Source organism: Streptomyces cinerochromogenes (genome assembly GCF_014648635.1).
GTDB lineage: Bacteria > Actinomycetota > Actinomycetes > Streptomycetales > Streptomycetaceae > Streptomyces > Streptomyces cinerochromogenes.
The window spans coordinates 1-24,470 of sequence record NZ_BMRM01000025.1 but is presented as its reverse complement, the minus strand read 5'-3'; the positions used below and the strand labels follow the sequence as shown (position 1 = coordinate 24,470).

22 protein-coding genes are annotated in these 24,470 nt (G+C 72.5%); 3 read left to right on the top strand and 19 right to left on the bottom strand.

The window, feature by feature from the left end; translation table 11 throughout:
* Nucleotides 1–45 precede the first annotated feature (45 nt).
* Both IEZ20_RS35035 and IEZ20_RS35030 read left to right on the top strand, forming a co-directional pair.
* Nucleotides 46–1,455, top strand: a complete 1,410-nt coding sequence (locus tag IEZ20_RS35035; RefSeq protein ID WP_189306301.1) for a uracil-xanthine permease family protein — start codon at nucleotides 46–48, stop codon at nucleotides 1,453–1,455.
* A gap of 76 nt (nucleotides 1,456–1,531) precedes the next feature.
* A complete protein-coding gene (locus IEZ20_RS35030; protein ID WP_189306298.1) occupies nucleotides 1,532–2,218 on the top strand; it encodes a DUF5995 family protein in 687 nt (228 codons plus the stop codon).
* A gap of 70 nt (nucleotides 2,219–2,288) precedes the next feature.
* Here the strand turns inward: IEZ20_RS35030 and IEZ20_RS35025 are convergent, their stop codons facing one another.
* From IEZ20_RS35025 to fmt, 11 genes are all read right to left on the bottom strand, one after another.
* Entirely contained in the window at nucleotides 2,289–3,986 is a 1,698-nt protein-coding gene (locus tag IEZ20_RS35025; RefSeq protein WP_189306296.1) for a flavin monoamine oxidase family protein, read from the bottom strand.
* Between the two features lie 54 nt (nucleotides 3,987–4,040).
* Complete coding sequence (locus tag IEZ20_RS35020) at nucleotides 4,041–4,829, bottom strand: carbon-nitrogen hydrolase family protein (protein WP_189306294.1); 789 nt, start codon at nucleotides 4,827–4,829, stop codon at nucleotides 4,041–4,043.
* 396 nt (nucleotides 4,830–5,225) lie between these two features.
* Nucleotides 5,226–5,678, bottom strand: coding sequence for an Lrp/AsnC family transcriptional regulator (locus tag IEZ20_RS35015; protein ID WP_030343799.1), 453 nt, complete (start codon nucleotides 5,676–5,678; stop codon nucleotides 5,226–5,228).
* Between the two features lie 27 nt (nucleotides 5,679–5,705).
* The gene (locus tag IEZ20_RS35010; RefSeq protein WP_189306291.1) at nucleotides 5,706–7,193 is read right to left on the bottom strand and encodes an amino acid permease; all 1,488 of its coding nucleotides are present in this window, start codon (nucleotides 7,191–7,193) and stop codon (nucleotides 5,706–5,708) included.
* Nucleotides 7,194–7,614: 421 nt separating this feature from the next.
* Nucleotides 7,615–9,057 (bottom strand): GuaB1 family IMP dehydrogenase-related protein, encoded by a 1,443-nt coding sequence (locus tag IEZ20_RS35005; RefSeq protein ID WP_189306289.1) that lies wholly within the window; start codon nucleotides 9,055–9,057, stop codon nucleotides 7,615–7,617.
* Between the two features lie 132 nt (nucleotides 9,058–9,189).
* Nucleotides 9,190–9,519 (bottom strand): barstar family protein, encoded by a 330-nt coding sequence (locus tag IEZ20_RS35000; RefSeq protein WP_189306287.1) that lies wholly within the window; start codon nucleotides 9,517–9,519, stop codon nucleotides 9,190–9,192.
* A complete protein-coding gene (locus IEZ20_RS34995) occupies nucleotides 9,516–9,956 on the bottom strand; it encodes a guanyl-specific ribonuclease (protein WP_189306285.1) in 441 nt (146 codons plus the stop codon). Before IEZ20_RS34995 ends, IEZ20_RS35000 begins: the two co-directional genes overlap by 4 nt.
* Before the next feature lie 51 nt (nucleotides 9,957–10,007).
* Entirely contained in the window at nucleotides 10,008–11,051 is a 1,044-nt protein-coding gene (locus IEZ20_RS34990; RefSeq protein ID WP_189306284.1) for a sugar-binding transcriptional regulator, read from the bottom strand.
* A 90-nt stretch (nucleotides 11,052–11,141) separates the two neighbouring features.
* Entirely contained in the window at nucleotides 11,142–11,828 is a 687-nt protein-coding gene (rpe, locus tag IEZ20_RS34985; RefSeq protein WP_189306282.1) for a ribulose-phosphate 3-epimerase, read from the bottom strand.
* Between the two features lie 129 nt (nucleotides 11,829–11,957).
* Nucleotides 11,958–13,376, bottom strand: coding sequence for an RsmB/NOP family class I SAM-dependent RNA methyltransferase (locus IEZ20_RS34980; protein WP_189306280.1), 1,419 nt, complete (start codon nucleotides 13,374–13,376; stop codon nucleotides 11,958–11,960).
* Between the two features lie 335 nt (nucleotides 13,377–13,711).
* Entirely contained in the window at nucleotides 13,712–14,641 is a 930-nt protein-coding gene (gene fmt / locus IEZ20_RS34975) for a methionyl-tRNA formyltransferase (protein ID WP_189306278.1), read from the bottom strand.
* A 225-nt stretch (nucleotides 14,642–14,866) separates the two neighbouring features.
* Between fmt and IEZ20_RS34970 the strand changes: the two genes are divergently transcribed.
* Entirely contained in the window at nucleotides 14,867–15,400 is a 534-nt protein-coding gene (locus tag IEZ20_RS34970; RefSeq protein ID WP_189306276.1) for a hypothetical protein, read from the top strand.
* A 158-nt stretch (nucleotides 15,401–15,558) separates the two neighbouring features.
* Here IEZ20_RS34970 and IEZ20_RS34965 read toward each other — a convergent pair whose 3' ends face one another.
* The 8 genes from IEZ20_RS34965 to IEZ20_RS34930 all read right to left on the bottom strand — a co-directional run bounded on the left by IEZ20_RS34965 (nucleotide 15,559) and on the right by IEZ20_RS34930 (nucleotide 24,352).
* Nucleotides 15,559–17,718, bottom strand: a complete 2,160-nt coding sequence (locus IEZ20_RS34965; RefSeq protein ID WP_189306274.1) for a primosomal protein N' — start codon at nucleotides 17,716–17,718, stop codon at nucleotides 15,559–15,561.
* Between the two features lie 285 nt (nucleotides 17,719–18,003).
* Nucleotides 18,004–19,212, bottom strand: a complete 1,209-nt coding sequence (gene metK / locus IEZ20_RS34960; RefSeq protein ID WP_189306272.1) for a methionine adenosyltransferase — start codon at nucleotides 19,210–19,212, stop codon at nucleotides 18,004–18,006.
* 270 nt (nucleotides 19,213–19,482) lie between these two features.
* Nucleotides 19,483–20,685, bottom strand: coding sequence for a bifunctional phosphopantothenoylcysteine decarboxylase/phosphopantothenate--cysteine ligase CoaBC (gene coaBC, locus IEZ20_RS34955; RefSeq protein WP_229896423.1), 1,203 nt, complete (start codon nucleotides 20,683–20,685; stop codon nucleotides 19,483–19,485).
* A 126-nt stretch (nucleotides 20,686–20,811) separates the two neighbouring features.
* Nucleotides 20,812–21,084, bottom strand: a complete 273-nt coding sequence (gene rpoZ / locus IEZ20_RS34950; protein WP_003982715.1) for a DNA-directed RNA polymerase subunit omega — start codon at nucleotides 21,082–21,084, stop codon at nucleotides 20,812–20,814.
* 55 nt (nucleotides 21,085–21,139) lie between these two features.
* Entirely contained in the window at nucleotides 21,140–21,784 is a 645-nt protein-coding gene (gene gmk, locus IEZ20_RS34945; protein ID WP_256464738.1) for a guanylate kinase, read from the bottom strand.
* Complete coding sequence (locus IEZ20_RS34940; RefSeq protein ID WP_003977346.1) at nucleotides 21,759–22,082, bottom strand: integration host factor; 324 nt, start codon at nucleotides 22,080–22,082, stop codon at nucleotides 21,759–21,761. Before IEZ20_RS34940 ends, gmk begins: the two co-directional genes overlap by 26 nt.
* 321 nt (nucleotides 22,083–22,403) lie before the next feature.
* Nucleotides 22,404–23,249 carry an orotidine-5'-phosphate decarboxylase gene (pyrF, locus tag IEZ20_RS34935; RefSeq protein WP_189306268.1) on the bottom strand — a complete coding sequence of 282 codons (846 nt, stop codon included), beginning with the start codon at nucleotides 23,247–23,249 and terminating at the stop codon, nucleotides 22,404–22,406.
* On the bottom strand, nucleotides 23,246–24,352 hold the full coding sequence (locus tag IEZ20_RS34930) for a quinone-dependent dihydroorotate dehydrogenase (protein WP_189306266.1): 1,107 nt from the start codon (nucleotides 24,350–24,352) through the stop codon (nucleotides 23,246–23,248). The genes pyrF and IEZ20_RS34930 overlap by 4 nt, the downstream gene beginning before the upstream one ends.
* Nucleotides 24,353–24,470: the final 118 nt, after the last annotated feature.

Genomic DNA, 24,470 nt, shown 5'->3' with positions numbered 1-24,470 from the left:
CGTAATCCAAGAAGCTTCACGCAATCCAAGAAAGCGAACCCCACCATGGACCTCGGCGTGCGCTGGAAACTGCACGGTGACGGGCGCACGCCCGCGCCCGGAGCGGTGGTACGCCCCGACGAACGGCTCTCCTGGCCCCGCACCCTGGGTCTGGGCGCACAGCACGTGGTCGCCATGTTCGGCGCCTCCTTCGTGGCCCCCGTGCTCATGGGCCTGGACCCGAACCTCGCGATCATGATGTCGGGCGTGGCGACCATGATCTTCCTGCTCGCCACCCGCGGCCGGGTGCCGAGCTACCTCGGCTGCTCCCTGTCGTTCGTGGGTGTGGCCGCCGTGATCCGCGCCCAGGGCGGCACCAGCGCGACCGTGACCGGCGCGGTCCTGGTCGTCGGTGTGGTGCTCTTCCTGGTGGGCCTCGCCGTGCAGCGCTTCGGCGCGCGGATCATCCACGCCGCCATGCCGCCCATCGTCACCGGCGCGGTCGTGATGCTGATCGGCTTCAACCTGGCCCCGGTCACCGCGTCCACGTACTGGCCGCAGGACCAGTGGACGGCCCTGCTCGTGATGCTGTTCACCGGCCTGGCCGTCGTCTGCCTGCGCGGTTTCTGGTCCCGGATCGCCATCTTCCTGGGCCTGGTGTTCGGGTACGGCATCTCCTGGGCCTTCGACCGGATCTTCGGCAGGATCCACTCGGCGGACCCGAGCGGCAAGGTCACCGACCACTGGCGGCTGGACCTCTCCGGCGTCTCCAAGGCCGACTGGATCGGCCTGCCCTCCTTCCACGGACCGTCCTTCCAGTGGTCGGCGATCCTGGTCGCGCTGCCGGTGGTGATCGCCCTCGTCGCCGAGAACGCGGGCCACGTCAAGGCGGTCGGCGAGATGACCGGCGACCCGCTGGACGACAAGCTCGGTACGGCGATCTCGGCGGACGGCGTCGCCTCCGTGCTGTCGACGGCCGTCGGCGGCCCGCCCAACACCACCTACTCCGAGAACATCGGCGTGATGGCGGCGACCCGCGTCTACTCCACCGCCGCCTACTGGGCCGCCGCCTGCTTCGCGCTGCTCTTCGGCGTGTGCCCGAAGTTCGGCGCGGTCGTGGCCGCGATCCCGGGCGGTGTCCTCGGCGGCATCACCGTCATCCTCTACGGCATGATCGGCCTGCTCGGCGCCCAGATCTGGCTGCACGCCAAGGTGGACCTGCGCAACCCGCTGAACCTGGTGCCGGCCGCCGCGGGCATCATCATCGGCGTCGGCAACGTCTCCATGAAGTTCACCGACACCTTCTCGCTCAGCGGCATCGCCCTCGGCACCCTGGTCGTCATCACCGGCTACCACGCGCTGCGCGCCTTCGCCCCGGCGCATCTGAAGCGGCAGGAGCCGCTGCTGGACGAGGGCACGTCCTCCTACGACAAGGAGGCGGGCCCGGACGCGGCGGCGCCGCGCGCCGAGTCGTAGCCCGGCGTTCCCCCGTTCCGGCGAAGCACCGGGCCGGTCGGCACACCGGCCGGTCCCGGGCTGGGACCCTTCCCCCATGGTGCAGCTGGAACACCTCACCGCCCCCGTCGACGCCGTCGTGGAGCGGATGCGCGCGCTCGACGCGGCCCTGCCCGCACGGGACGGGATCGCCGTGTTCAACCGCGTCTACCTCGCCGTCACCGAGGAGATCGACCGGTGCCTGGACGCCGGGGAGTTCCCGGACCCGCGTGCGGCGACCGCGCTGGACGTGCGGTTCGCCGAGCGCTACCTGGCGGCGGTCGACGCGGTCGCCGCGGACCGCCGCCCGCCCGCCTGCTGGCGGCCGCTGTTCCAGCTTCGCCGCCATCCCGGGGTACGGCCGCTGCAGTTCGCGCTGGCCGGCATCAACGCCCACATCGGGCACGACCTGGCGCTGGCCGTGGTCGACGCCTGTCGCACGCTGGGCTGCGAACCGGCCGACCTGGAGGACGAGTTCGACCGGGTCGGCGATCTCCTCGTATCGCTGGAGGAACGCATCCGCGAGGATCTGATGCCGGGCCCCGACCTGCTCCAGATCGCCGACCCGCTCACCCATCTGCTGGGCTCCTGGAGCCTGGAGCGGGCCCGCGACGCGACCTGGGCCGCGGCCCGGGCCCTGTGGGCGCTGCGGCACTGCGGCGACGTCGCCGAGGAGTTCACCGAACGGCTGGACGCGGCGGTCGGGTTCGCGGGCCGGATGCTGCTGACGCCCCTTCCCGGCTGAGCGCGGAACGGGAAAAGGCGCGGGCGGCCGGAGTCGAGCCGGCCGCCCGCGCCTTCGTCGGGTTCCCGGGTCAGTCCTCGGGAAGCTCCACCGGCGCGATCTCGTCGTAGACGTCACCCGGGCCCGGGTTCGCCGCGTCGGTCGTGCCGCCGAAGTGGTGCATGACGCCCCAGACCGCGTTCAGGGCGGTCTGGATCGCGCCCTCGGCCCAGCCGGCCGTCCAGGAGATGTCGTCGCCGGCGAGGAAGATGCCCCGCTTGTCCTCGGGCAGCCGGTCCTGCATGAAGTGGGTGAACAGGCGCCGCTGGTAGCGGTAGTGGCCCGGCAGGTTGGCCTTGAACGCGCCCATGAAGTAGGGCTCGTTCTCCCAGGAGACCGTCACCGGGTTGCCGATGATGTGCTTCCTGATGTCGACCTTCGGGTAGATCTCGCCGAGCGACTTCAGCATGACCTCCATCCGCTCGTTCGCGGACAGCGGCAGCCACTTCAGGCTGTCGTCGCACCAGGTGTAGGACAGGCAGATGACGGCGGGCTTGTCCGGACCGTCGTCCAGCAGGTAGGTGCCGCGGGTCATGCGGTCGGTGAGCGTCATCGACATGACGTCCCGGCCGGTCTCCTCGTCCTTGTCCAGCCAGAACGGCCGGTCGACCGGGACGAAGAGCTTGGAGGACTCCATGTAGTGGGTGCGCTCGATCGCGGTCCAGTGGTCGATCGGGAACAGCGAGTCGTCGCAGGCGATCTTGGACAGCAGCATCCAGGACTGGGCGGTGAAGATCGCCGCCTTGTAGGTGCGGATGTCGCCGTTCGCGTCCGTCACGGTGATCTGGTTGCCGGCGGTGCGGTGCAGGCGGGTCACGGCCGGGCGGGGCTCGCCGTTCTCGTGCAGCTTCGCCAGCGAGGTGCCGTAGGCCCAGTGGACGATCTTCTCCGGCTCGCGCTCCCACAGGCGCAACGGCAGCTGCTGGGAGCCGCCGACGATGCCGCGGTGGTGGTCGTCGGCCTCGGTGTAGACGACGCGGAGGATCTCCAGGATGGAGTTCGGGAAGTCGGTGTCCCAGCCGCCGGTGCCGAAACCGACCTGGCCGAAGATCTCGCGGTGCCGGAAGGACTTGAAGGCCTCGGAGTCGCAGAGGAAGCCGTAGAAGGTCTGGTTGTCGAGCTTCTCGACCAGCTTCGCCCAGATCTCGCGGATGCGCGGCACGTCCCGCTCGCGCATGGCGCGGTTCATGTCGGAGAAGTCGGCGCCCTCCTCCAGACACTTGTTCCAGGCCTCGGCGACGTCCCGGTACACCTGGGGCAGGTCGTCGATCGTCTCGGCGTAGTGCGACTCGCCCTTGAGGTCGACCACGGTCGACGGGGTCGCCTCGGCGAGCGGGTTCGGGAACGGCCTGGTCTGCAGGTCGACCAGGTCGATGTAGTGCTGGAGCGCGGTGGAGGACGGCGGGAAGCGCATGGCGCCCATCTCGGCGGTCAGCGAGTCGTCGCAGCCCTCGAAGCCGACCGTGCGGAGCCGGCCGCCGATCTGGTCGGCCTCGTAGACGACGGGCTTGAGGCCCATCTTCATCAGCTCGTAGGCGGCCACGATGCCGGACAGGCCACCGCCGATGATCGCGACCTCCGTGCCGTGCTCGGTGGCCGGGATCTGGCCGAGGCCCGCCGGGTGGGCGAGGAAGTCGTCGTAGGCGTAGGGGAAGTCCGGGCCGAACATGGTGATCGGCGGCTGCTGCTCGTCGGTGTGCTCGACGGCGTTGGGCACCGTGGACGTCATGGGGTACGGACTCCTTGCACGAGGTGAAACGGGGGGAGGGCTGGGGGCGGCGGCTCAGACCAGGGAGCCGTACAGACCGGGGCGGCGGTCCTTCAGGTACGGGTTGTTCTCCCGGGAGGCGGCCAGGAAGGCGGGGTCGGCGTCCGCGACCACGAGCTGCTCGGCGCGGCCGGCGCGGGTGCGGGCGACGCCGTCGGGACCGGCGAGGACGGAGAGGCCGACGAACTCGAACTCCCCTTCCTGACCGACCCGGTTGACGTAGGCGACGTACATCTGGCTCTCGAAGGCGCGCACCGGGATCACCGACTCGGCGACGAACTGGAAGGGGTGCATCTGCGCGGTCGGTACGACGAGGAGGTCGGTGCCGGCCAGGGCGTGGGCGCGGACGTTCTCCGGGAACTCGACGTCGTAGCAGATCAGCAGGCCCACGGTGAGACCGTTCAGCTCGGCCTGGACGACCTGCTGCTCGCCCGGCGTGAAGTGGTCCCGCTCGAAGCAGCCGAAGAGGTGGGTCTTGCGGTAGTTCGCGAGGCGGGTGCCGTCGGCGCTGATCAGCTGGGCGGAGTTGAAGACGGTCTCGCCGTCGCGCTCCGGGTAGCCGTAGAGGACGGCGAGGCCGTGCCGGGTGGCGATCTCGGCGACCGCGTCGGCGGAGTCGCCGTCGGCGGGCTCGGCGAGGCGGGCGATGGCGTCGCCGATCGCGTACCCGGTGAGGAACATCTCCGGCGCGGCCAGCAGCCCGGCACCCGCGGCGGCGGCCCGGCCCGCGGCCTCGTCGAGGACCTTGAGGTTCTCGGCGACGGAGCCTGGGCGGCCGGAGCTCTGGAGCAGGGCGGTGCGCATGCGTGATCCTCACCGGAACGGGGGTTTAGGGGGGTCAGAAAGAAGGTACGGTCGGCGCGCTCGGCCGGACAAGAAGGAGCCGTTGCGCGCCGGTGCGCGGATCGTTGCGTGGAGCGGGGGTCGCACGGCGATTCGTTGCGCGCCCGCCGCCGGACAGCTCCCGCGGCGGGGCGGATCACGCGCCTGACCTGCGGCGGTGACCTCGGTGCAGGCTGCCGGCCCGGAGCCCCACACGCGAACGGCGTCCGGGCGGTAGCGGTCCTACGACCACTACCGCCCGGACGCCGTCGGCCTCAGAGTGCGGAACGCCCCCGGGGGGCGGCGCGGGGAACTGCGCGAGCACCCTGCACGCCGCGCACCCGCCCTGTGACCGGGCACCCGGGACGTGAGCCGCCCTTACCCCGGTGCCCCCGAGGAGAACCTCCGCAGCAGGGGCGACAGCACCAGCACCGACTTGGTCCGCTCCACGAACGGCTCCCCGGCGATCCGCTCCAGCACCCGCTCGAAGTGACGCATGTCCGACGCGAAGACCTGGGCGATCGCGTCCGCGTCACCGGTGACGGTGGACGCGGCCACGACCTCCTGGTACCGCTCCAGACCCCGCTGGATGGTCTCCGGCGAGGTGTTGCGCCGGCAGTAGATCTCGATGTACCCCTCGGTCTCCCAGCCGAGCGCCGCCGGATCCACCCGCACGGTGAATCCGGTGATCGCTCCGGTGGCCCGCAGCCGGTCCACGCGCCGCTTCACCGCGGGCGCGGACAGGCCGACCATCTGCCCGATGTCCGCGTAGGAGCGGCGGGCGTCCTCGGCGAGGGCGTGCACGATGCGTTCGTCGAGATCGTTCAGCACAGGGGGCGGTTCACTTCTTCGGTCCGGTCACTTCTCCACCGTCACCGCGAGACCCTCACCGGTTGCGAGACGGGCACGGCGGTAGCCGTAGAGGAAGTAGAACACGAGCCCGGCCGCCATCCAGAATCCGAAGACCACCCAGGTGACGGTGTCGAGGCTGAACATGTTGTACGCGCAGAACAGGAAGCCCAGCACCGGCAGGACCGGCCCGAACGGCACCTTGAAGGTGCGCTCGAGCTCCGGGCGCTTGTAGCGCAGGACGATCACCGCGATGTTGACCAGGCCGAAGGCGAACAGGGTGCCGATGCTGGTGGCGTCGACCAGCTTGCCGAGCGGGATGAAGGCGGCGAGCACACCGCAGAAGAGCGACACGATCACCGTGTTGAGACGCGGCGCGCCGGTCTTGGGGTGGATCTTGCCGAGCGCCTTCGGCACCAGGCCGTCGCGGGACATCGCGAAGAGGATGCGGGTCTGGCCGTAGAGCACGGTGAGCACCACGCTCGCGATGGAGATGACCGCGCCGAGCGCCAGCAGGGTGCCCCAGAAGGTCTGACCGCTGACGTCGGTCATGATCGCGGCGAGGGCGGCCTCGGAGCCGTCGAACTTCTTCCAGTTCCAGGCGCCGACGGCGACACCCGCGACGAGGACGTAGAGCGCGGTCACGATGATCAGCGACAGCATGATCGCCCGCGGCAGGTCCCGCTTGGGGTCCCTCGCCTCCTCACCGGCGGTGGAGGCGGCGTCGAAGCCGATGTACGAGAAGAACAGCGAGGCACCGGCGGCGCTGACCCCGGTCATGCCGAGCGGCATGAAGTCGGCGTAGTTGCCGGACTTGAAGCCCATGAAGCCGATCGCGCAGAACAGCACCAGGGCGGCGATCTTCACGCAGACCATGATCGTGTTGGCGCGGGCGGACTCCCGCGCGCCGCCGAGCAGGAACGCCATCGCCAGGAGCACGACGATCAGGGCGGGCAGGTTGACGATGCCGCCCTCACCCGGCGCCGAGGACAGCGAGGCCGGGATGGTCACCCCGATGGTGCCGTCGAGCAGCTCGTTGAGGTACTCGCCCCAGCCGACGGCGACGGCGGCCACCGACACGCCGTACTCCAGCACCAGACACCAGCCGCAGACCCAGGCGACCAGCTCACCCATCGTTGCGTACGCATACGAGTAGGAGGAGCCGGCGACGGGGATGCTGCCCGCCAGTTCGGCGTACGACAGGGCCGAGAACAGCGCCGTGAGGCCGGCCAGGACGAAGGCCAGGGTGACCGCGGGGCCGGCCTTGGGAACGGCGTCGCCGAGGACGACGAAAATGCCGGTGCCGAGGGTGGCACCGATGCTGATCATGGTCAGCTGCCACAGCCCGAGAGAGCGCCGAAGCTGCCCTCCCTCACCCTGGCCGCCCTCCGCGACCAGGAGTTCCACGGGCTTGCGACGCATCAGGCGCGCGGCGACGCCCTGGGACGCGGGGGCGGCCGGTATCTGGTTCTGCGCTGGTGCGCCTTGGTCGAGCACGCGCTGGCTCCTTATCGCTGCCGATGGTTCGGGGATGCGGCCGGCGTGACGGCCGGCCCTCGTGGTGGGGACCGGTGGAACCTGCAAAGGGCAGGAACCCACCGAGCGGGGTCCCCGCCACGCACGTACTAGCGCAGCACCCTACGAGGCGGGCCTTCACGGGCGTAATGCAGCAACCTTGCGCATCCCCGCATGATCATTGCGTTCCTCGGGGCGGAATGACAAATCGTTGCGCGGGACCTGTCGACCGTTGCGCGGGGGCCCCGGCGCCCCGTTTTGTCCACCGCGCCGACGACGCGCCACGGGACACGCCGACGAGGCGTCATCGGACGTGCCGACGGGGACGCCACCGGACACGCCGACGGCCCCCGTCGTTCCCGGGCTCGGGAACGACGGGGGCCGTCGGTACGGGGCGTGCGGGTCAGCTCCAGCTGGCGTGCAGCGGCTTGCCCTCGGCGTAGCCGGCCGCGCTCTGGATGCCGACGATGGCCTTCTCGGCGAACTCCTCCAGGGAGCCGGCGCCGGCGTAGGTGCAGGAGGAGCGGACGCCCGCGATGATCGAGTCGATCAGGTCCTCGACGCCCGGACGGGCCGGGTCGAGGAACATGCGGGAGGTGGAGATGCCCTCCTCGAACAGCGCCTTGCGGGCACGGTCGTACGCCGACTCCTCGGACGTGCGGTTGCGCACCGCGCGCGCGGAGGCCATGCCGAAGGACTCCTTGTAGGCGCGGCCCTGGGCGTCGTGCTGGAGGTCGCCGGGCGACTCGTAGGTGCCCGCGAACCAGGAGCCGACCATCACGTTGGACGCGCCGGCGGCGAGCGCCATGGCGACGTCGCGCGGGTGCCGGACACCGCCGTCGGCCCACACGTGCTTGCCGTACTTCTTCGCCTCGGCGGCGCACTCCAGGACGGCGGAGAACTGCGGGCGACCCACGCCGGTCATCATGCGGGTGGTGCACATGGCGCCCGGGCCGACACCGACCTTGATGATGTCCGCCCCCGCGTCGATCAGGTCCTTGACGCCCTCGGCGGAGACGATGTTGCCCGCGGCGATCGGCACGTGCGGGTCGAGCGCGCGCACCACCTTGATGGCGTTGATCATCGACTCCTGGTGGCCGTGCGCGGTGTCGATGACGAGCGTGTCCACGCCCGCGTCGAGCAGCTGCTTGGCCTTGCCCGCCACATCGCCGTTGATGCCGACGGCGGCGGCGATCCGCAGCCTGCCGTTCGCGTCCACGGCCGGCGTGTACAGGGTGGCCCGCAGGGCGCCCTTGCGGGTGAGGATGCCGGCGAGCCTGCCGTCCTTGTCGACAGCCGGGGCGTAGCGGCGGTTGTGGTGGTCGAGGGTGTTGAAGGCCTCGCGCGGGTCGATGTCCGCGTCCAGCAGGAGCAGGTCCTTGGACATGACCACTTCGAGCTGGGTGAAGCGGTCGACGCCGGACAGGTCGGCGTCGGTGACGACACCGACGGGCCGCTGGTTCTCGTCCACGACCACACCGGCGTTGTGCGCCCGCTTGGGCAGCAGCGCCAGGGCGTCGGCGACGGTCTGGTGCGGGGCCAGCACGATCGGGGTGTCCAGCACCAGGTGGCGGCTCTTCACCCAGGAGACGACGTCGGTGACGACGTCGATCGGGATGTCCTGCGGGATGACCACCAGGCCGCCGCGGCGGGCCACCGTCTCGGCCATCCGGCGGCCGGCGATGGCGGTCATGTTGGCGACGACGAGCGGGATGGTGGTGCCCGTGCCGTCCGGCGAGGCGAGGTCCACGCCCTGACGCGAGCCCACCGCGGAGCGGCTCGGCACCATGAACACGTCGTCGTACGTCAGGTCGTACGCGGGCTGGATGTCATTGAGGAAACGCACGTGCTGCACATCCCAGTCGATCAGAGGCGACCCCCTGACAGGTGTGCCAGGGGGAAAGAGCACGTACTTCATTCTCCCATGGCGGGGCATGCGGCATGCCCTGACAGAACATCCAGGGTCGCCGTCGATCACCTAGGAGGTTCCTCCAAGGGCGAGGACGACGGTGAGGGCCTCCGTCCGGTCCGCGGCCTCCGTGAACACCTCCTCGGCGGTGCGCCACTCCTCCGGCGCGGCGTCGGCGTACGGCCGCCAGCCCCGGACGACGATCAGCAGCCCCTGCTCCACGGCGCCCTCGGGCCAGACCGTGTGGTCGGAGAGGGAGTCGGCCAGCGCGTCCCAGTTCCGGCCGAACCAGTCGGGCAGCGCCAGGGCCCGGGCGACCCGGTCCATCAGGGCCGCCTTGCCCGTGACCCCGTCCAGGTCCAGGGTGACCGTGTACCGGCCGCCCAGGTCTTCCGTCATCTCAGCACCGCCCGGAACGTCTCGTAGTGATCATCGGTGTAGTAGATCTCCCCGGCCCGCCCGGTGACGAGGCGCCGGGCGCCGCGGTCGCGGGAGCCGGGGGTCGGCACCGTGTACTCGTGGTAGTAGCCGCGCGGGTGCCTCGGCAGACGGCCCTCGAAGTTCCCGAAGACGGCCCCGTCCTTGGCGTAGGGGAAGGGACCGCCCCGGTCGATGAGGGCCAGTGTCCTGCGGGCCTCGGCGGGCAGCCGGGACTGCGGGACGGTGGCCGTGCCCCGCGCCCAGGCCGGGGCGGACGCGGCCGGTGGGGCCGAGGAGGCCCGCGAGGCGTGGGAGGCGTGGGAGGCCGGGCCGGAGGCGCTGGAGCACCCCGTCAGGAGGACGGCGAGACAGACCAGCAGCCCGGCGAGGGCACGGGGGACGAACCGCGGCGGCATGCGGACGATGCTGCCACGGCCGTCCCGTCGCGAGCCCGCCGCGACCCGCTGTCAGACCCCGTCGGGATCCTGACGGTTGAGCGCCGGCTTCGGCGTGGGGCCCGCCGTCATCAGGTAGTCGGCGGCCGAGGTGTCGGTCACCAGGCTGGTGACCAGCCCCGAGCGCAGCACCGCGTCGATCGCGGCGGCCTTGCGCTGCCCGCCCGCGATCGCCACGACCTCCGGGATGCGGCGCAGCTGGTCGGCCTTGACCGTGATGCACCGCTCCCCCAGGTCCCGACCGATCCGGCGGCCCTCCGCGTCGAAGAGGTGCGCCGACATCTCGGCGGCGACACCGAGCGAGGCGTAGTGCGCGCGCTCCTCGTCGCTGAGCATGTCGTGGACGGTGGAGATGCCCGGCTCCCAGGAGCCGATGGAGACACAGGCGACCGTGACCTTGTCGAAGTACTCGAAGGCCCGGGCGATCCCGGTCTGGTGGCGCAGCGCCGCGGCGGTGGCCGCGTCCGGGAGCAGCATCGGGGCGTAGATGGGGTGGGCGTCGCCGCCCGACACCTGGGCGGCCCGGCGGACCGCCTCCACCGAGCCGCGCTCGGCGGTCCCGGCGTCGTACACGCCCGTCAGCTGCACCACCGTGCACGGCGGCAGCCGGTCGAGTGCCGCCGCCATGTGGATGGTGGACCGGCCCCAGGCCAGCCCGAGCACGTCGCCCTCGTTGACGAGTTCGCCGAGCAGGTCGGCGGCGACCTCCCCGAGGTTCTCGGGGTCGGGGGTCTCCTCCGACTCGGGCGGGGACTCGACCACGACGGCGTGCCTGAGGCCGTAGCGGGCACGGAGCGCGTCGGAACGCTCGGCGTCCAGCTCGGCCGGGACACGGATCTCGATGCGTACGAGATCCCGTTCGAGGGCCGTCTCCAGGACCCGGGCCACCTTGAAGCGGCTGACGCCGAACTCCTCCGCGATCTGGATCTTGGACTTGCCCTCGAGGTAGAAGCGGCGGGCCATGGCCGCCGCCTGCACCAGCTCAGCGGGTCCCATCCGCATGGCTGACCGGCCCGCCGACATACCCGACACGGCGATCTCCTCACTGCTGTTCACACTCTGGATTCGCCGTTCATCCTTGCAGATTCGGCGCGACTGCTCCGCCCTGATGGGCGGCGTTCATTCAAGCGTTCACTTCGCCGTGGCTCAGTGGTCGCATGCCCAGGTCGCCCGGGCGGTGGCCGCCTCCGCCTGCGTGCGCAGGGCGCGTACGGCCTCCGCCGGGTCCTTCGCCCCGTAGACGGCCGAGCCGGCGACGAACACGTCCGCTCCCGCGTCCGCGCACCGCTCGATCGTCGAGGCCGAGACACCGCCGTCGACCTGCAGCCACAGCTGCAGACCGTGCTTGTCGATCAGCTCACGGGTGCGGCGGATCTTCGGCAGCATGATGTCGAGGAACGCCTGGCCGCCGAAGCCCGGCTCCACCGTCATGATGAGCAGCATGTCGAGTTCCGGCAGCAGGTCCTCGAACGGCTCGATCGGCGTCGCGGGCTTGAGCGCCATGGAGGCACGGGCCCCCTTGGCGCGGATCTCCCGGGCGAGCCGCACGGGGGCGGCCGCCGCCTCCACGTGGAAGGTGACGGACGAGGCCCCCGCCTCGACGTACTGGGGGGCCCACCGGTCGGGGTCCTCGATCATCAGGTGGCAGTCCAGCGGGGTGTCCGTCGCACGGGCCAGGGACTCCACGACCGGCACGCCGAGCGTGAGGTTCGGGACGAAGTGGTTGTCCATGACGTCGACGTGGAGCCAGTCGGCGCCTTGGACCGCCTTGGCCTCCTCCGCGAGGCGGGCGAAGTCGGCGGACAGGATGCTGGGGTTGATCTGCACGGCCATGACCCAAGCCTGCCATGCCGCTGCGCCGGGCTGTAGCGGCGGTCCACGGGTTGGGTCGCGGCCGCGGGCCGTCGTGGGGCGCTCGCGCACTCCCCCGCGCCCCTTCGGGGCACGCCGGCCGGGCCCGCGTTACGCGGTTCTCCGGATGAGCGCCAGGTACATCGCGTCCGTGCCGTGTACGTGGGGCCAGAGCTGCACGTCCGGGCCCTCGCCCAGGTCGGGTACGCCGGGCAGGAGCGGGCGGGCGTCGATCAGCTCCGTGTCCGGGCGCTGTTTGAGGACGTCGGAGACGACCGCGCGGGTCTCCGCCAGGTGCGGGGAGCAGGTGGCGTAGCCGACGACACCGCCGACGCGGACGGAGTCCAGGGCGGTGCGGAGCAGGCCGCGCTGGAGCGGGGCGAAGTTCTCGAGGTCCTCGGGGCGGCGGCGCCAGCGGGCCTCCGGGCGGCGGCGGAGGGCGCCGAGGCCGGTGCAGGGCACGTCGACCAGGACCCGGTCGAAGCTGCCGGGACGCCACGGCGGGCGGGTGCCGTCGGCGGCGATGACCTGGTACGGCCCCGGGTTGCCGTGCAGGGCCCGGGCCACCAGTCCGGCGCGGTGCGGCTGCTTCTCGGAGGCGAGCAGTGCGGCCCCGCGCTCGGCGGCGAGCGCGGCGAGCAGCGCGGCCTTGCCGCCGGGCCCCGCGCAGCCGTCGAGCCACTTCTCGTCGGGCCCGTCGAGCGGGGCGTTCGCCACCGCGAGGGCGACCAGCTGGCTGCCCTCGTCCTGGACACCGGCCCGCCCCTCGCGCACGGCCTCGACCGCGCCGGGCTCACCGCCCTCGGCGAGCCGCACGGCGTACGGCGACCAGCGGCCGGCCACGGCGGCGTCCTCGCGGAGCAGTTCCTCGGTGGTGGCCCGGCCGGGGCGGGCGACCAGCGTCACCTCGGGGCGCTCGTTGTCCGCCGCGAGCAGCTTCTCGATGCCGGCCCGGCCGCCGCCGAGGGAGTCCCACAGTGCGGAGACGACCCAGCGGGGGTGCGAGTGGACGACGGCGAGGTGGTCCTCGGGGTCCTCGTCGTAGGGCGGCGCGACCTTCTCGATCCAGCCGTCGAGATCGTCCTGGGCCACCTTCCGCAGCACGGCGTTGACGAACTTGGCCCGCCCGTCACCGAGCACGACCCGGGCCAGCTCCACGGAGGCGGAGACGGCGGCATGGGTCGGGATCCGGGTGCCGAGCAACTGGTGGACGCCGAGGCCCAGTACGTCGAGCACCGGCGGGTCGACCTCGCGCAGCGGCCGGTCGACGCAGGCGGCGATGACGGCGTCGTAGGTGCCCTGCCGGCGCAGCGTGCCGTAGACCAGCTCGGTGGCGAGGGCGGCGTCCCGGGCGTCGAAGTCGCCCTTCTCGCGGGCCTTCCTGAGCAGCGGGGGCAGCACGAGGTTGGCGTACGCGTCCCGCTCGTCCACCGCGCGCAGCGCCTCGAAGGCCAGGATGCGGACGGGGTCCTTCTGGGGACGGCGGTAGGGCTTGGCGGGCCTGCGCGGCCGCCGGGACTGCTCGCTCACGAAAAAGGTGCTCCGGGTGTGAAGAGAGGAATGCGCCTCCAGCGTACGTCGCCGAAGCCCCGCCCCCACCGCCCGGGTTCCTCGGCACCGTTCCGGTCTCCTGGCGCGCACCGCGCCGGTCCGCCCGGAAAGCCCCGCACCGGTTCCCTCGCACGTACCGCGCCGGTCCCTTCGCAAGCACGGTGCCGGTCCACCCGGAACCCGCACCGGTCGCCTCGCAGACTCCGTGCCGGTCCCCCACGAGCACCGCGCCGGTCCTCCCCAGCACCGCGCCGGTCCCCCGGAGTGCCGACCGCCGGCCGCCCGGGTGGACCGCGCCGGTGTCGTCCGAGGCGTCAGCCGAGCGTCTCGCCCTCCGCGATGCGTACCCCCCGCGCCCAGTCGGCCGCGCGCATCGGCTTCTTGCCCTGGGCCTGGACCCACAGCAGCTCGACGGCGTAGGAACCGGTGCCCACGTGGACGCTGTTCTTGCCCACCGCGAGCCGGCCGGGGGCGAGGTCGGTCCGGTCGGGTACGGGCGTGACCTGGATCAGCTTGAGCCGCTCGCCGCGGAAGACGGTCCAGGCGCCGGGCGCCGGGGTGCAGCCGCGTACCACCCGGTCGACGCGCAGCGCGGGCGCCGCCCAGTCGACCTGGGCGTCCTCCACGGTGATCTTCGGCGCGACGGTGATGCCCTCGGCGGGCTGCGGTACGGCCTTCAGGGTGCCGTCCTCGATGCCGTCCATGGTGGCGGCGAGCAGCCCGGCGCCCGCGAAGGCGAGCCGGGTGAGCAGGTCACCGCTGGTGTCGGTGGGGCGGATCTCCTCGGTCACGGTGCCGTAGACCGGCCCGGAGTCCAGCCCCTCCTCGATGAGGAAGGTGGACGCGCCCGTGATCTCGTCGCCGGCCATGATGGCGTGCTGCACCGGCGCCGCTCCGCGCCAGGCGGGCAGCAGCGAGAAGTGCAGGTTGACCCAGCCGTGCGCGGGGATGTCCAGGGCGGCCCTCGGCAGCAGGGCGCCGTAGGCCACGACCGGGCAGCAGTCCGGCGCGATCTCCCCGAGCCGCTCCAGGAACTCCGGGTCCCGCGGCTTCAGCGGCTTCAGCACCTCGATCCCGGCTTCCTCCGCCCGCTCGGCCACGGGCGACGCGACCAGTCGGCGCCCGCGCCCGGCCGGCGCGTCGGGCCGCGTGACGACGGCGGCCACCTCGTGCCGTCCTGAGGCGAGCAGGGCGTCCAGAGCGGGAACGGCGACCTCGGGGGTACCGGCGAAGACGAGCTTCATGGGCGGGATCGGGCCTCTCGGGCGGGGGTCGGCGGGCAGCGCACCAGTCTATGACCATGAACCCGCGCCGCACGGCGCACGGGTGGGCAGGCGGCGTACGCATATGCCCGTACGCCCCCACCCCGTGACCAGCGGAGCACAAGAACGTTGGTCAAGAAAGAGTTGACCACATCGGGCTGCTGTCGCGGCCCAATTCCTTTCAACGCCGGTTCGAGAGGCTTGTTCATGGCCGACCATGCAACCCACGACGCCCAGGCCCGGGCCAGCCTGCACTTGCTGGTGCGGGACATCGAGCGGGTCCGCCGGCAGGTGGACGCGCTGCGCACGCTCACCGCCCAGTTGGGCAACGTCTACCGCCCGCGCCGCACCGGCCCGTCCACGGGCTTCGTCGTCTACGGACGCGCTCCCGCCCCGACGGTCCGCCTCGCCCAGGAACTCCGGGACAGTGTCGAAACCCTGGTCACGGCCGCCGTGGACTTCGACCGCTCGCTCGGCTTCTCCTGGGACGCGGTGGGCTCGGCGCTCGGGGTGACCAAGCAGGCGGTGCACCGACGCTACGGCGCGCGCCGCGCCGCGGCCCAGGCGGCGGCCGAGGCGGAGCGGTCGCCGGAGCCGTCCGGCACCCGCACGCTCAACGTGACCACGGGCCTGCCCACCGTCCCCGCGGCCCGCTCCATGCCGACCCAGCCGACCGCGGGCAGCCCGACACTGCGCGACGACGCCCGCCCGACGGCCTTCCCCGGCCCGCGCAACGGCTGACTCCCCCGTCGCCGTTCCCGTCCCGCACGCCTCGTCACCCGCCCCTTCCCGTCCCTGCCCTCCCGGCCCGTCCCCGGGAGGGCAGCCGCGTGCGCGGACCGTCCGCTCCTGCCCGTCCGTCCCTGTCCTCGCGACCTGCCCGCGGGCCTCTCCCCGCGTCAGCCGATGTCCGGTGGGTCGATCCGCACCCGTACCGCCTCCGCGCCGCCCCGGGCCATGCGCGCGGCCTGGGCGGTCTTGAGGGCGGCGGCCAGCGCGGCTCCCCGGCCCGGGGGTACGCGGACCAGGGCCCGGTCCCAGTGCTCGCCGGGTGGCGGTGCGCCGGGTCTGCGCGGCCGGCCGGGCGGCGCGGGCGGCAGCGGTACCGGCCCGAGCACCTCGGCGTCCGGCGGCAGCTCGACGGCCGCCAGGAACTCGCCGACGGCCTCGGGCGGCCCGGACACGGCCGCCATCCGGGACACCGGCGGGAAACCCAGCTCGGCCCGCTCGGCCAGCTCCCGCACGGCATGCCCGACCGGGTCCCAGCGCACCAGCGCCTGCACGGGCCGCAGGGTCGGCTCGGCCACCACGACCACCGTGCCGCCCTCGCCCTGGGGCCGCACCAGCGCTCCGGCCGCGATCCACCGGCGCAGGGCGTCCTCACCGGCCCGCAGGTCGGGCCGCCCGAGCATGGCCCAGCCGTCCAGCAGCAGGGCCGCCGCGTAGCCGCCCTCGGCGACGGGTTCGGCGCCCGGGGTGCTGACGACCAGCGCGGGAGTGTCGGGCACGGTGTCCAGCACGTGCTCGCGCCCGGAGGTGCGCACCGGTACGGCGGGGAAGGCCCGGCCCAGTTCCTCGGCGGTGCGGCGGGCGCCCACGATCTGCGCGCGGAGCCGGAAGCCGCCGCACTCCGGGCAGTGCCAGGCGCCCTCCTCGCGTCCGCACCAGCCGCACCGCAGCACGCCGGCGTCCTGTCCCTGGAGCGGACCGGCGCAGTGCCGGCAGCGAGCGGGTGCCCGGCACTGCGCGCAGGCCATGCGGGGCACGTAACCCCGCCGGGGCACCTGCACCAGCACGGGTCCGTGCCGCAGTCCCTCCCGGGCCGCCTGCCAGGCGAGGGTGGGCAGCCGGGCGGCGCGGGCGGCCTCGTCGCGCGCGAGGTCCTGGTCCCCGACCGTCCGGACGAGGGGCGCGCTGAGCCGTACCTGGTCCCGTCCGGCGACCAGCGGCCGGGCCCAGCCGCTCTCGACGAGCTGGGCGGCCTCCACGGTGCAGCTCCGGCTCCCCAGCAGGAAGGCGCACTTGTCCTGCGCGGCGCGCAGCAGGAGGACGTCGCGGGCGTGCGGCTGCGGGGCGTGCTGCTCGCTGTGGTTGTCGTCCCCGTCGTCCCAGATCGCGACGAGCCCCAGCTCCTGCACGGGCGCGAACATCGCCGCCCGGGTCCCCACGACCGCCCGGACGGAGCCGCGCCGCACCGCCAGCCACTGCGCGTACCGCTTCTCGGGCCCGGCGTCGGCCGTGAGCAGCGCGTGCCGGCCCGCACCGAGCAGCGCGGTCAGCGCGGTGTCCACACGCGCGGCGGCCCGCCCGTCCGGTACGACGACGAGGGCGCCGCGCCCGGAGGCGAGCGTGGCGGCGACGGCCCGGGCCAGCTCCTCGCTCCACAGCGGCCCCGGCAGCGCGTTCCACACGGCCCTGGGCGCCCCTGAGGAGGCCAGCGCGTCGAGGAAGGCGCCCCCGTGCTCGTACCGCGCCCAGGAGCCGGTGTCCGGTGCCTTCGGCGGGGGCAGCGGCGCCGGGGACGGGCGTTGCTCGGCGCGGGCGTTGCGCGGGGGTACGGCCAGCTGCAGCACGTCGGCGAGGCTGCCGGCGTACCGGTCGGCGACGGCCCGGGCGAGGCCGAGCAGTTCCTCGCTCAGCACCCGCTCCGGGGACACGACCTGGGCGAGGGCGGCCAGCGGTCCGGAGTAGTCGGACTCGGCGCGCCGCTCGATCAGGAAGCCGTCGATGAGCCCGCCGCCCTCGCGTCGTCCCTCGCGCACCCGGTGCCGCCCGGCCCCGAACCGCACCCGGACGCGCACGCCGGGCTGTGCCTCGGCGTCCAGCTCCTCGGGCACGGCGTAGTCGAAGTACCGGTCGAGGTGCAGCACGCCCTTGTCGACCAGCACCCGGGCGACGGGCAGCTCCCCGGCGAGCGCGGCCCCCCGCCATGTCCGGGGCTTGGCCCGCGGCGCCCTGGCCTGGCGCACGCTCTCCCGGATGAGCGCGAGCTGCTCCGGCGGCGCCCCCTCGGCCCCGCCGCCCCCGTCCGCTCCGGGAACCCCGTTCTCGCTGCTCACGCTTGCATTCTTACCAAACGCCACCGACAACGCCGCCGCGCGCCCGACCCCGCCCCCGGCTGTGCGCGCCTGGGCTCACGGCCATGACCGGATCGGACGGAGGGGTCCGTGCAGGTCGACGATCCGGGCGGGAGCACCGTCGCGGACGGGCAGGGGACGGGGGCCGGGATCGGGGAGGCCGGCCGTCCCCGGCGCCGCATCCGGCCGGCGCCCGCCGACCGGTCCGGAACACGCCGAGGCCCGGCCCCCCGAAGGGAGGCCGGGCCTCGCGAGCGGTCGGCCGGGTTACAGGCCCGCGGCCTTGCGCAGGGCGTCCACGCGGTCGGTGCGCTCCCAGGTGAAGTCGGGCAGCTCGCGGCCGAAGTGGCCGTAGGCCGCCGTCTGGGAGTAGATCGGGCGGAGCAGGTCGAGGTCGCGGATGATCGCGGCCGGGCGGAGGTCGAAGACCTCGTCGATCGCCTTCTCGATCTTCTCGTGGTCGACCTTGGCGGTGCCGAAGGTCTCCACGAACAGACCGACGGGCTCGGCCTTGCCGATCGCGTAGGCGACCTGGACCTCGCAGCGGGAGGCCAGGCCCGCCGCGACCACGTTCTTCGCCACCCAGCGCATGGCGTACGCGGCCGAGCGGTCGACCTTGGACGGGTCCTTGCCGGAGAAGGCGCCGCCGCCGTGGCGGGCCATGCCGCCGTAGGTGTCGATGATGATCTTGCGGCCGGTCAGGCCGGCGTCGCCCATCGGGCCGCCGATCTCGAAACGGCCGGTCGGGTTCACCAGCAGCCGGTAGCCCTCGGTCTCCAGCTTGATGCCCTCCTCCAGCAGCGCCTTCAGCTCCGGCTCCACGACGAACTCGCGGATGTCGGGGGCGAGCAGCGACTCCAGGTCGATGTCGGAGGCGTGCTGCGAGGAGACGACCACCGTGTCGAGGCGGACGGCCTTGTCGCCGTCGTACTCGATGGTGACCTGCGTCTTGCCGTCCGGGCGCAGGTAGGGGATGGTGCCGTTCTTGCGGACCTCGGAGAGGCGCTTGGACAGCCGGTGCGCGAGGAAGATCGGCAGCGGCATCAGGGTCGGCGTCTCGTCGGAGGCGTAGCCGAACATCAGGCCCTGGTCGCCCGCGCCCTGCTTGTCCAGCTCGTCGTCGTCGCCCTCGACCCGGGCCTCGTAGGCCGCGTCCACGCCCTGCGCGATGTCCGGGGACTGCGCGCCGATGGACACCGACACACCGCAGGAGGCGCCGTCGAAGCCCTTCTTCGAGGAGTCGTAGCCGATCTCCAGGATCTTGCTGCGGACCAGGGTCGCGATGTCCGCGTAGGCCTTGGTCGTGACCTCGCCGGCCACGTGCACCAGGCCGGTGGTGATCAGCGTCTCCACGGCGACCCGGGAGGTCGGGTCCTCGCGCAGGAGCGCGTCGAGAATGGTGTCGCTGATCTGGTCAGCGATCTTGTCGGGGTGACCCTCGGTCACGGACTCCGAGGTGAACAGGCGACGGGACACAACGCTCCCTGTGGTTGCAGCGGCTGCTGGCTGATCATTTGCGGTCGACGCGGGGCTGCGCCCGGCGCCGACCGTGACAGTTTATCGGTCGCACTCGGTCGGCGGGCCACTGTCTCCCCACTTGGGAACGCTGTGACCTGCGGCACGGGCATTCTGCACAATGGCGAGCGGCCTTGGCCAGGGCCGCCACGCCCGATTTGAGCGTGGCGCGGGCCCGACCCGAGCCTGGCGTGGGCCCGGCGCGGAGTTCGCCCGATCGCCTGGCGGACCTTAGCCCAGTCGCCGCACGACCAGGTCCCAGACCGTGTCGGCGAGGGCTTCCTTGGGGCCGTGCGGCACCGGGGTCTCGCTGCCGTCGGCGCCCAGGACGACGGCCTCGTTCTCCTCGGCGCCGAAGGTCTTGCGCTCCCCCACCTCGTTGACCACGAGCAGGTCGCAGCCCTTGCGGGCGAGCTTGGCGCGGCCGTTGGCGAGGACGTCGTCGGTCTCGGCGGCGAAGCCGACGATCACCTGCCCGGGGCGGGCGCGGTCGGCGGAGATCTCCGCGAGGATGTCCGGATTCCGCACCAGGACGATCGGGGCGGGCTCCTGGCCGTCCTTCTTCTTGATCTTCCCGGCGGCGTACGCGGCCGGGCGGAAGTCGGCGACGGCGGCGGCCATGACCACGGCGTCGGCGTCCGCGGCGGCCTTCAGGACGGCCTCGCGCAGCTGCACGGCGGTGCCCACCCGGACGACGTCCACGCCCGCCGGGTCGGGCAGGCCCGCGTTGGCCGAAACCAGCGTCACCCGGGCGCCGCGGGCGGCGGCGGTGCGGGCGAGGGCGTACCCCTGCTTGCCGGAGGAGCGGTTGCCGAGGAAGCGGACGGGGTCGAGGGGCTCGCGGGTGCCGCCGGCGGAGACGACGACGTGCCGGCCCGCGAGGTCGGGCTCGGTGACGCCCCGGGCCAGCACCCGGCGGCACACCTCGAAGATCTCCCCCGGCTCGGGCAGCCGGCCCTTGCCGGTGTCGACGCCGGTGAGGCGGCCGACGGCGGGCTCGATGACGACGGCGCCGCGGCGGCGCAGCGTGGCCACGTTGTCCTGGGTGGCCGGGTGCTCCCACATCTCGGTGTGCATGGCCGGGGCGAAGACCACGGGACATCGGGCGGTGAGGAGGGTGTTGGTCAGCAGGTCGTCGGCGAGGCCGTGGGCGGCCTTGGCGAGCATGTCGGCGGTGGCCGGGGCGACCACCACGAGGTCGGCGTGCTGGCCGATGCGGACGTGCGGGACCTGGTGGACGTCGTCCCAGACCTCGGTGGAGACGGGGTTGCCGGACAGGGCCGACCAGGTGGCGGCGCCGACGAAGTGCAGCGCGGAGGCGGTGGGCACCACGCGGACGTCGTGGCCCGACTCCGTGAACCTTCTCAGCAGTTCACAGGCCTTGTAGGCGGCGATGCCACCGCTGACCCCCAGCACGACCCTCGGCTTGTCCACCGTGTCTCCCCGGACTCGACAACGTACGACGCAAACGTACGACTCCATGACACACCACAGGCCCGGCAGGGTGACTGCCGGGCCTGTGGATAAGTCGATCTCAGTCTGACAGTAGTACTGCGCGTACTACTGCGCCGGGCCCTCGACGGCCTCGGAGGTCAGCAGACCGGCGTTGATCTCGCGCAGGGCGATCGAGAGCGGCTTCTCGTGGACGTGGGTGTCGACGAGCGGACCGACGTACTCAAGGAGGCCCTCACCGAGCTGCGAATAGTACGCGTTGATCTGGCGGGCACGCTTGGCCGCGTAGATCACGAGGCTGTACTTCGAGTCGGTCGCCTCAAGAAGCTCGTCGATCGGCGGGTTGATGATGCCCTCGGGCGCGGTGATGGAAGAGGACACGCTCTACCTTCCGATGGAATGGAAAAGAATCAGACAATCGTGATCACAGTCACGATCACACAACGTCCATCAAGGCTAGCAGCTCGCGAGCCACGTCCTCGACGGAGGTGTTGACCAAGGTCTCGTCGAACTCCGGCTCGGCCGCCAGCTCGGTCTTCGCCGCCGCCAGGCGGCGCTCGATGACCTCGGGCGGCTCGGTCCCCCGGCCGGTCAGCCTGCGCACCAGCTCCTCCCAGGAGGGCGGAGCCAGGAACACCAGCTGGGCGTCGGACATGGACTCGCGGACCTGCCGGGCGCCCTGGAGGTCGATCTCCAGCAGCACGGGCTCGCCCTTCTCCAGCCGCTCCAGCACGGCCGCGCGGGGCGTGCCGTAGCGGTTGCCGGCGAACTCGGCCCACTCCAGCAGCTCGCCGTTGGCGATCAGCTTGTCCATCTCCTCGTCGGTGACGAAGAAGTAGTGGACTCCGTGCTGCTCGCCGGGGCGCGGCTTGCGGGTGGTGGCCGACACCGAGAGCCAGACCTCGGGGTGTTCCTTGCGCATATGGGCGACGACCGTGCTCTTGCCGACCCCCGAGGGGCCGGAGAGCACGGTCAGCCGCGGACGTTCACTCATGCAGCGATTATTCCAGTAATCCCGGAGTGCCCGGGACTCCCGGGTCCGCCGGGAGGCGGACTCAGGAGCCGGTGCTGCCGAACTCACGCTCCAGGGAGGCGATCTGGTTGGAACCGAGACCGCGCACGCGGCGGCTCTCGGAGATGCCCAGACGCTCCATGATCTGCTTGGCGCGGACCTTGCCCACGCCCGGCAGGGACTCCAGCAGCGCGGAGACCTTCATCTTGCCGATGACGTCGTTTTCCTGGCCCTGCTTGATGACCTCGTGCAGGGAGGCGCCGGAGTGCTTGAGTCGATTCTTGACCTCGGCCCGCTCCCGGCGAGCCGCGGCGGCCTTTTCGAGCGCGGCTGCGCGCTGTTCAGGGGTAAGGGGCGGAAGAGCCACGCCTACGTCACCTCGGATGTCGAACTGTCGGATACGGACCGGTGAGGAACCTAGTCGCCCCACACCTGGGGAGCTACGAGCAACACGCTGCCCGTCCTCCCCCACTGTTTGAGGGGCGCGGGAGGTGCCCCCACTGCTCGGAGACTAGCGGGCAAGTCCGCCAGAGTCAGCGAGAACAGCGGAAAAGTCCTGGTCAGCCTCCGTGAGGCCAGACATTTAAGACAAATTGCCCTCGATTTGAGGATGTATTCACTCTCAACTCGGCGCGATCCCGTCCGGCCCGGCGCGCGGCCGGCCGCGCGCCGGGCACGCGGCCGGGGCTCAGACGCCGGCGACGGCCGCCCGGATCTCCGCGGCGAACCGCTCGGCCGCCCCGCGCAGCGCGCTGACGTCGGGACCGTGACGCAGAACACCCCGGCTGACGTTCGGCACCACGTTGCGCACGGCCGCCCCGAAGACCCCGGGGAGGTCGGCCGGCGTCGCGCCCTGGGCGCCGATGCCGGGCGCGAGCAGCGGGCCGCCCATGTCCAGGTCGTAGGTCGACAGGTCGCCGAGCGTGGCCCCGACCACGGCGCCGAAGGAGCCCAGCGGCTCCTCCCCCGCGTTCTCGGCCGCCAGGTGGGCCAGCATGGTCGCCCCGACGGTCCGGCCGTCGGCGCGGACCGCGTGCTGCACCTCGCCGCCCTCCGGGTTCGAGGTCAGCGCCAGCACGAACAGGCCGGCGCCGCTCTGGCGGGCCAGCGCGACGGCCGGGCTCAGCGAGCCGTAGCCGAGGTACGGCGAGACGGTCAGGGCGTCGGAGAACAGCGGGGCGTCCGGGTGCAGGAACGCCTCGGCGTAGGCGGCCATGGTCGAGCCGATGTCGCCGCGCTTGGCGTCCATCACGACCAGCGCACCGGCCTCCCGCGCCTCCTGCACGGACTTCTCCAGGACGGCGAGGCCACGCGAACCGAACCGCTCGAAGAAGGCGCTCTGCGGCTTCAGGACGGCCACCCGGTCGGCCATGGCCTCGACGACCGTGCGGCTGAACCGCTCCAGGCCGGCGACGTCGTCGTCCAGGCCCCACTCGGCGAGCAGGGAGGCGTGCGGGTCGATGCCGACGCACAGCGGGCCACGCTCGTCCATGGCGCGGCGCAGCCGTGCGCCGAAGGGCTCCAACGGGCTCATGCGGGCTTCCTCACGTCGGCGCCGACCGCGTCGGCGAGGGTGGCGTAGGGGCTGGTGCGCAGGCGGGCGGCGAGGCCCTTGTGGATCGACCGGCACCAGAAGGGGCCCTCGTAGATGAAGGCGCTGTACCCCTGGACCAGGGTGGCACCGGCCAGGATGCGCTGCCAGGCGTCCTCGGCGGTCTCGATGCCACCGACCCCCACCAGGGTGATCCGGTCGCCCACGCGCGCGTACAGGCGGCGCAGGACCTCCAGGGAGCGCTCCTTGAGCGGGGCCCCGGACAGCCCGCCGGTCTCCTGCACCAGCGCGGGCGCCGACCGCAGGCCGAGGCCCTCGCGCGCGATGGTGGTGTTGGTGGCGATGATGCCGTCCAGGCCCAGCTCCACGGCGAGGTCGGCGACGGCGTCGATGTCCTCGTCGGCGAGGTCCGGGGCGATCTTCACCAGCAGCGGGACGCGCCGGTTCGCCACCGTGCGGTCGGCGGCCTCGCGGACGGCGGTGAGCAGCGGACGCAGGTGGTCCACCGCCTGGAGGTTGCGCAGCCCGGGCGTGTTCGGCGAGGAGACGTTGACGACCAGGTAGTCCGCGTACGCCGCGAGACGCTCGGCGGACTTCACGTAGTCGGCGACGGCCTCCGCCTCCGGGACGATCTTCGTCTTGCCGATGTTGACGCCGACCACGGTCCGGAAGACCGGCTCGCGGGTGGCGAGGCGGGCGGCCACGGCGAGCGAACCGTCGTTGTTGAAGCCCATACGGTTGATCAGCGCCCGGTCCGCGACCAGGCGGAACAGCCGCTTCTTCGGGTTGCCGGGCTGCGGCTCCCCCGTCACCGTGCCGATCTCGACGTGGTCGAAGCCCAGCATCGACATCCCGTCGATCGCGACGGCGTTCTTGTCGAAGCCGGCGGCGAGCCCGAAGGGGCCGTGCATGCGCAGTCCGAAGGCCTCCGTGCGCAGCTCCTTGTAGCGGGGCGCGAGGGCAGCCGCGAGGAACGTGCGCAGCACGGGGATCCGGACGGCGAGGCGGATCCAGCGGAAGGCCAGGTAGTGGGCCTTCTCGGGGTCCATCCGTGTGAAAACCAGACGGAAGAAGAGTTCGTACATGTCCCTGTGTCCTCATGAAGAGGGGGACACCGTTTCCGGTGTCCCCCTCAAGGGCTGCTAGTCGCGGGCTGCGGTGAGGTGTTCCGCGTGTTCCTGGAGGGAGCGGACGCCCACGTCG

Bases quoted from the DNA above. Each gene is read 5' to 3' on its own strand.
- IEZ20_RS35035 (WP_189306301.1), top strand. From the start codon at position 46: ATGGACCTCGGCGTGCGCTGGAAACTGCACGGTGACGGGCGCACGCCC.
- IEZ20_RS35030 (WP_189306298.1), top strand. From the start codon at position 1,532: ATGGTGCAGCTGGAACACCTCACCGCCCCCGTCGACGCCGTCGTGGAG.
- IEZ20_RS35025 (WP_189306296.1), bottom strand. From the start codon at position 3,986: ATGACGTCCACGGTGCCCAACGCCGTCGAGCACACCGACGAGCAGCAG.
- IEZ20_RS35020 (WP_189306294.1), bottom strand. From the start codon at position 4,829: ATGCGCACCGCCCTGCTCCAGAGCTCCGGCCGCCCAGGCTCCGTCGCC.
- IEZ20_RS35000 (WP_189306287.1), bottom strand. From the start codon at position 9,519: ATGACGGAAGACCTGGGCGGCCGGTACACGGTCACCCTGGACCTGGAC.
- IEZ20_RS34995 (WP_189306285.1), bottom strand. From the start codon at position 9,956: ATGCCGCCGCGGTTCGTCCCCCGTGCCCTCGCCGGGCTGCTGGTCTGT.
- rpe (WP_189306282.1), bottom strand. From the start codon at position 11,828: ATGGCCGTGCAGATCAACCCCAGCATCCTGTCCGCCGACTTCGCCCGC.
- fmt (WP_189306278.1), bottom strand. From the start codon at position 14,641: ATGAAGCTCGTCTTCGCCGGTACCCCCGAGGTCGCCGTTCCCGCTCTG.
- IEZ20_RS34970 (WP_189306276.1), top strand. From the start codon at position 14,867: ATGGCCGACCATGCAACCCACGACGCCCAGGCCCGGGCCAGCCTGCAC.
- pyrF (WP_189306268.1), bottom strand. From the start codon at position 23,249: ATGAGCCCGTTGGAGCCCTTCGGCGCACGGCTGCGCCGCGCCATGGAC.
- IEZ20_RS34930 (WP_189306266.1), bottom strand. From the start codon at position 24,352: ATGTACGAACTCTTCTTCCGTCTGGTTTTCACACGGATGGACCCCGAG.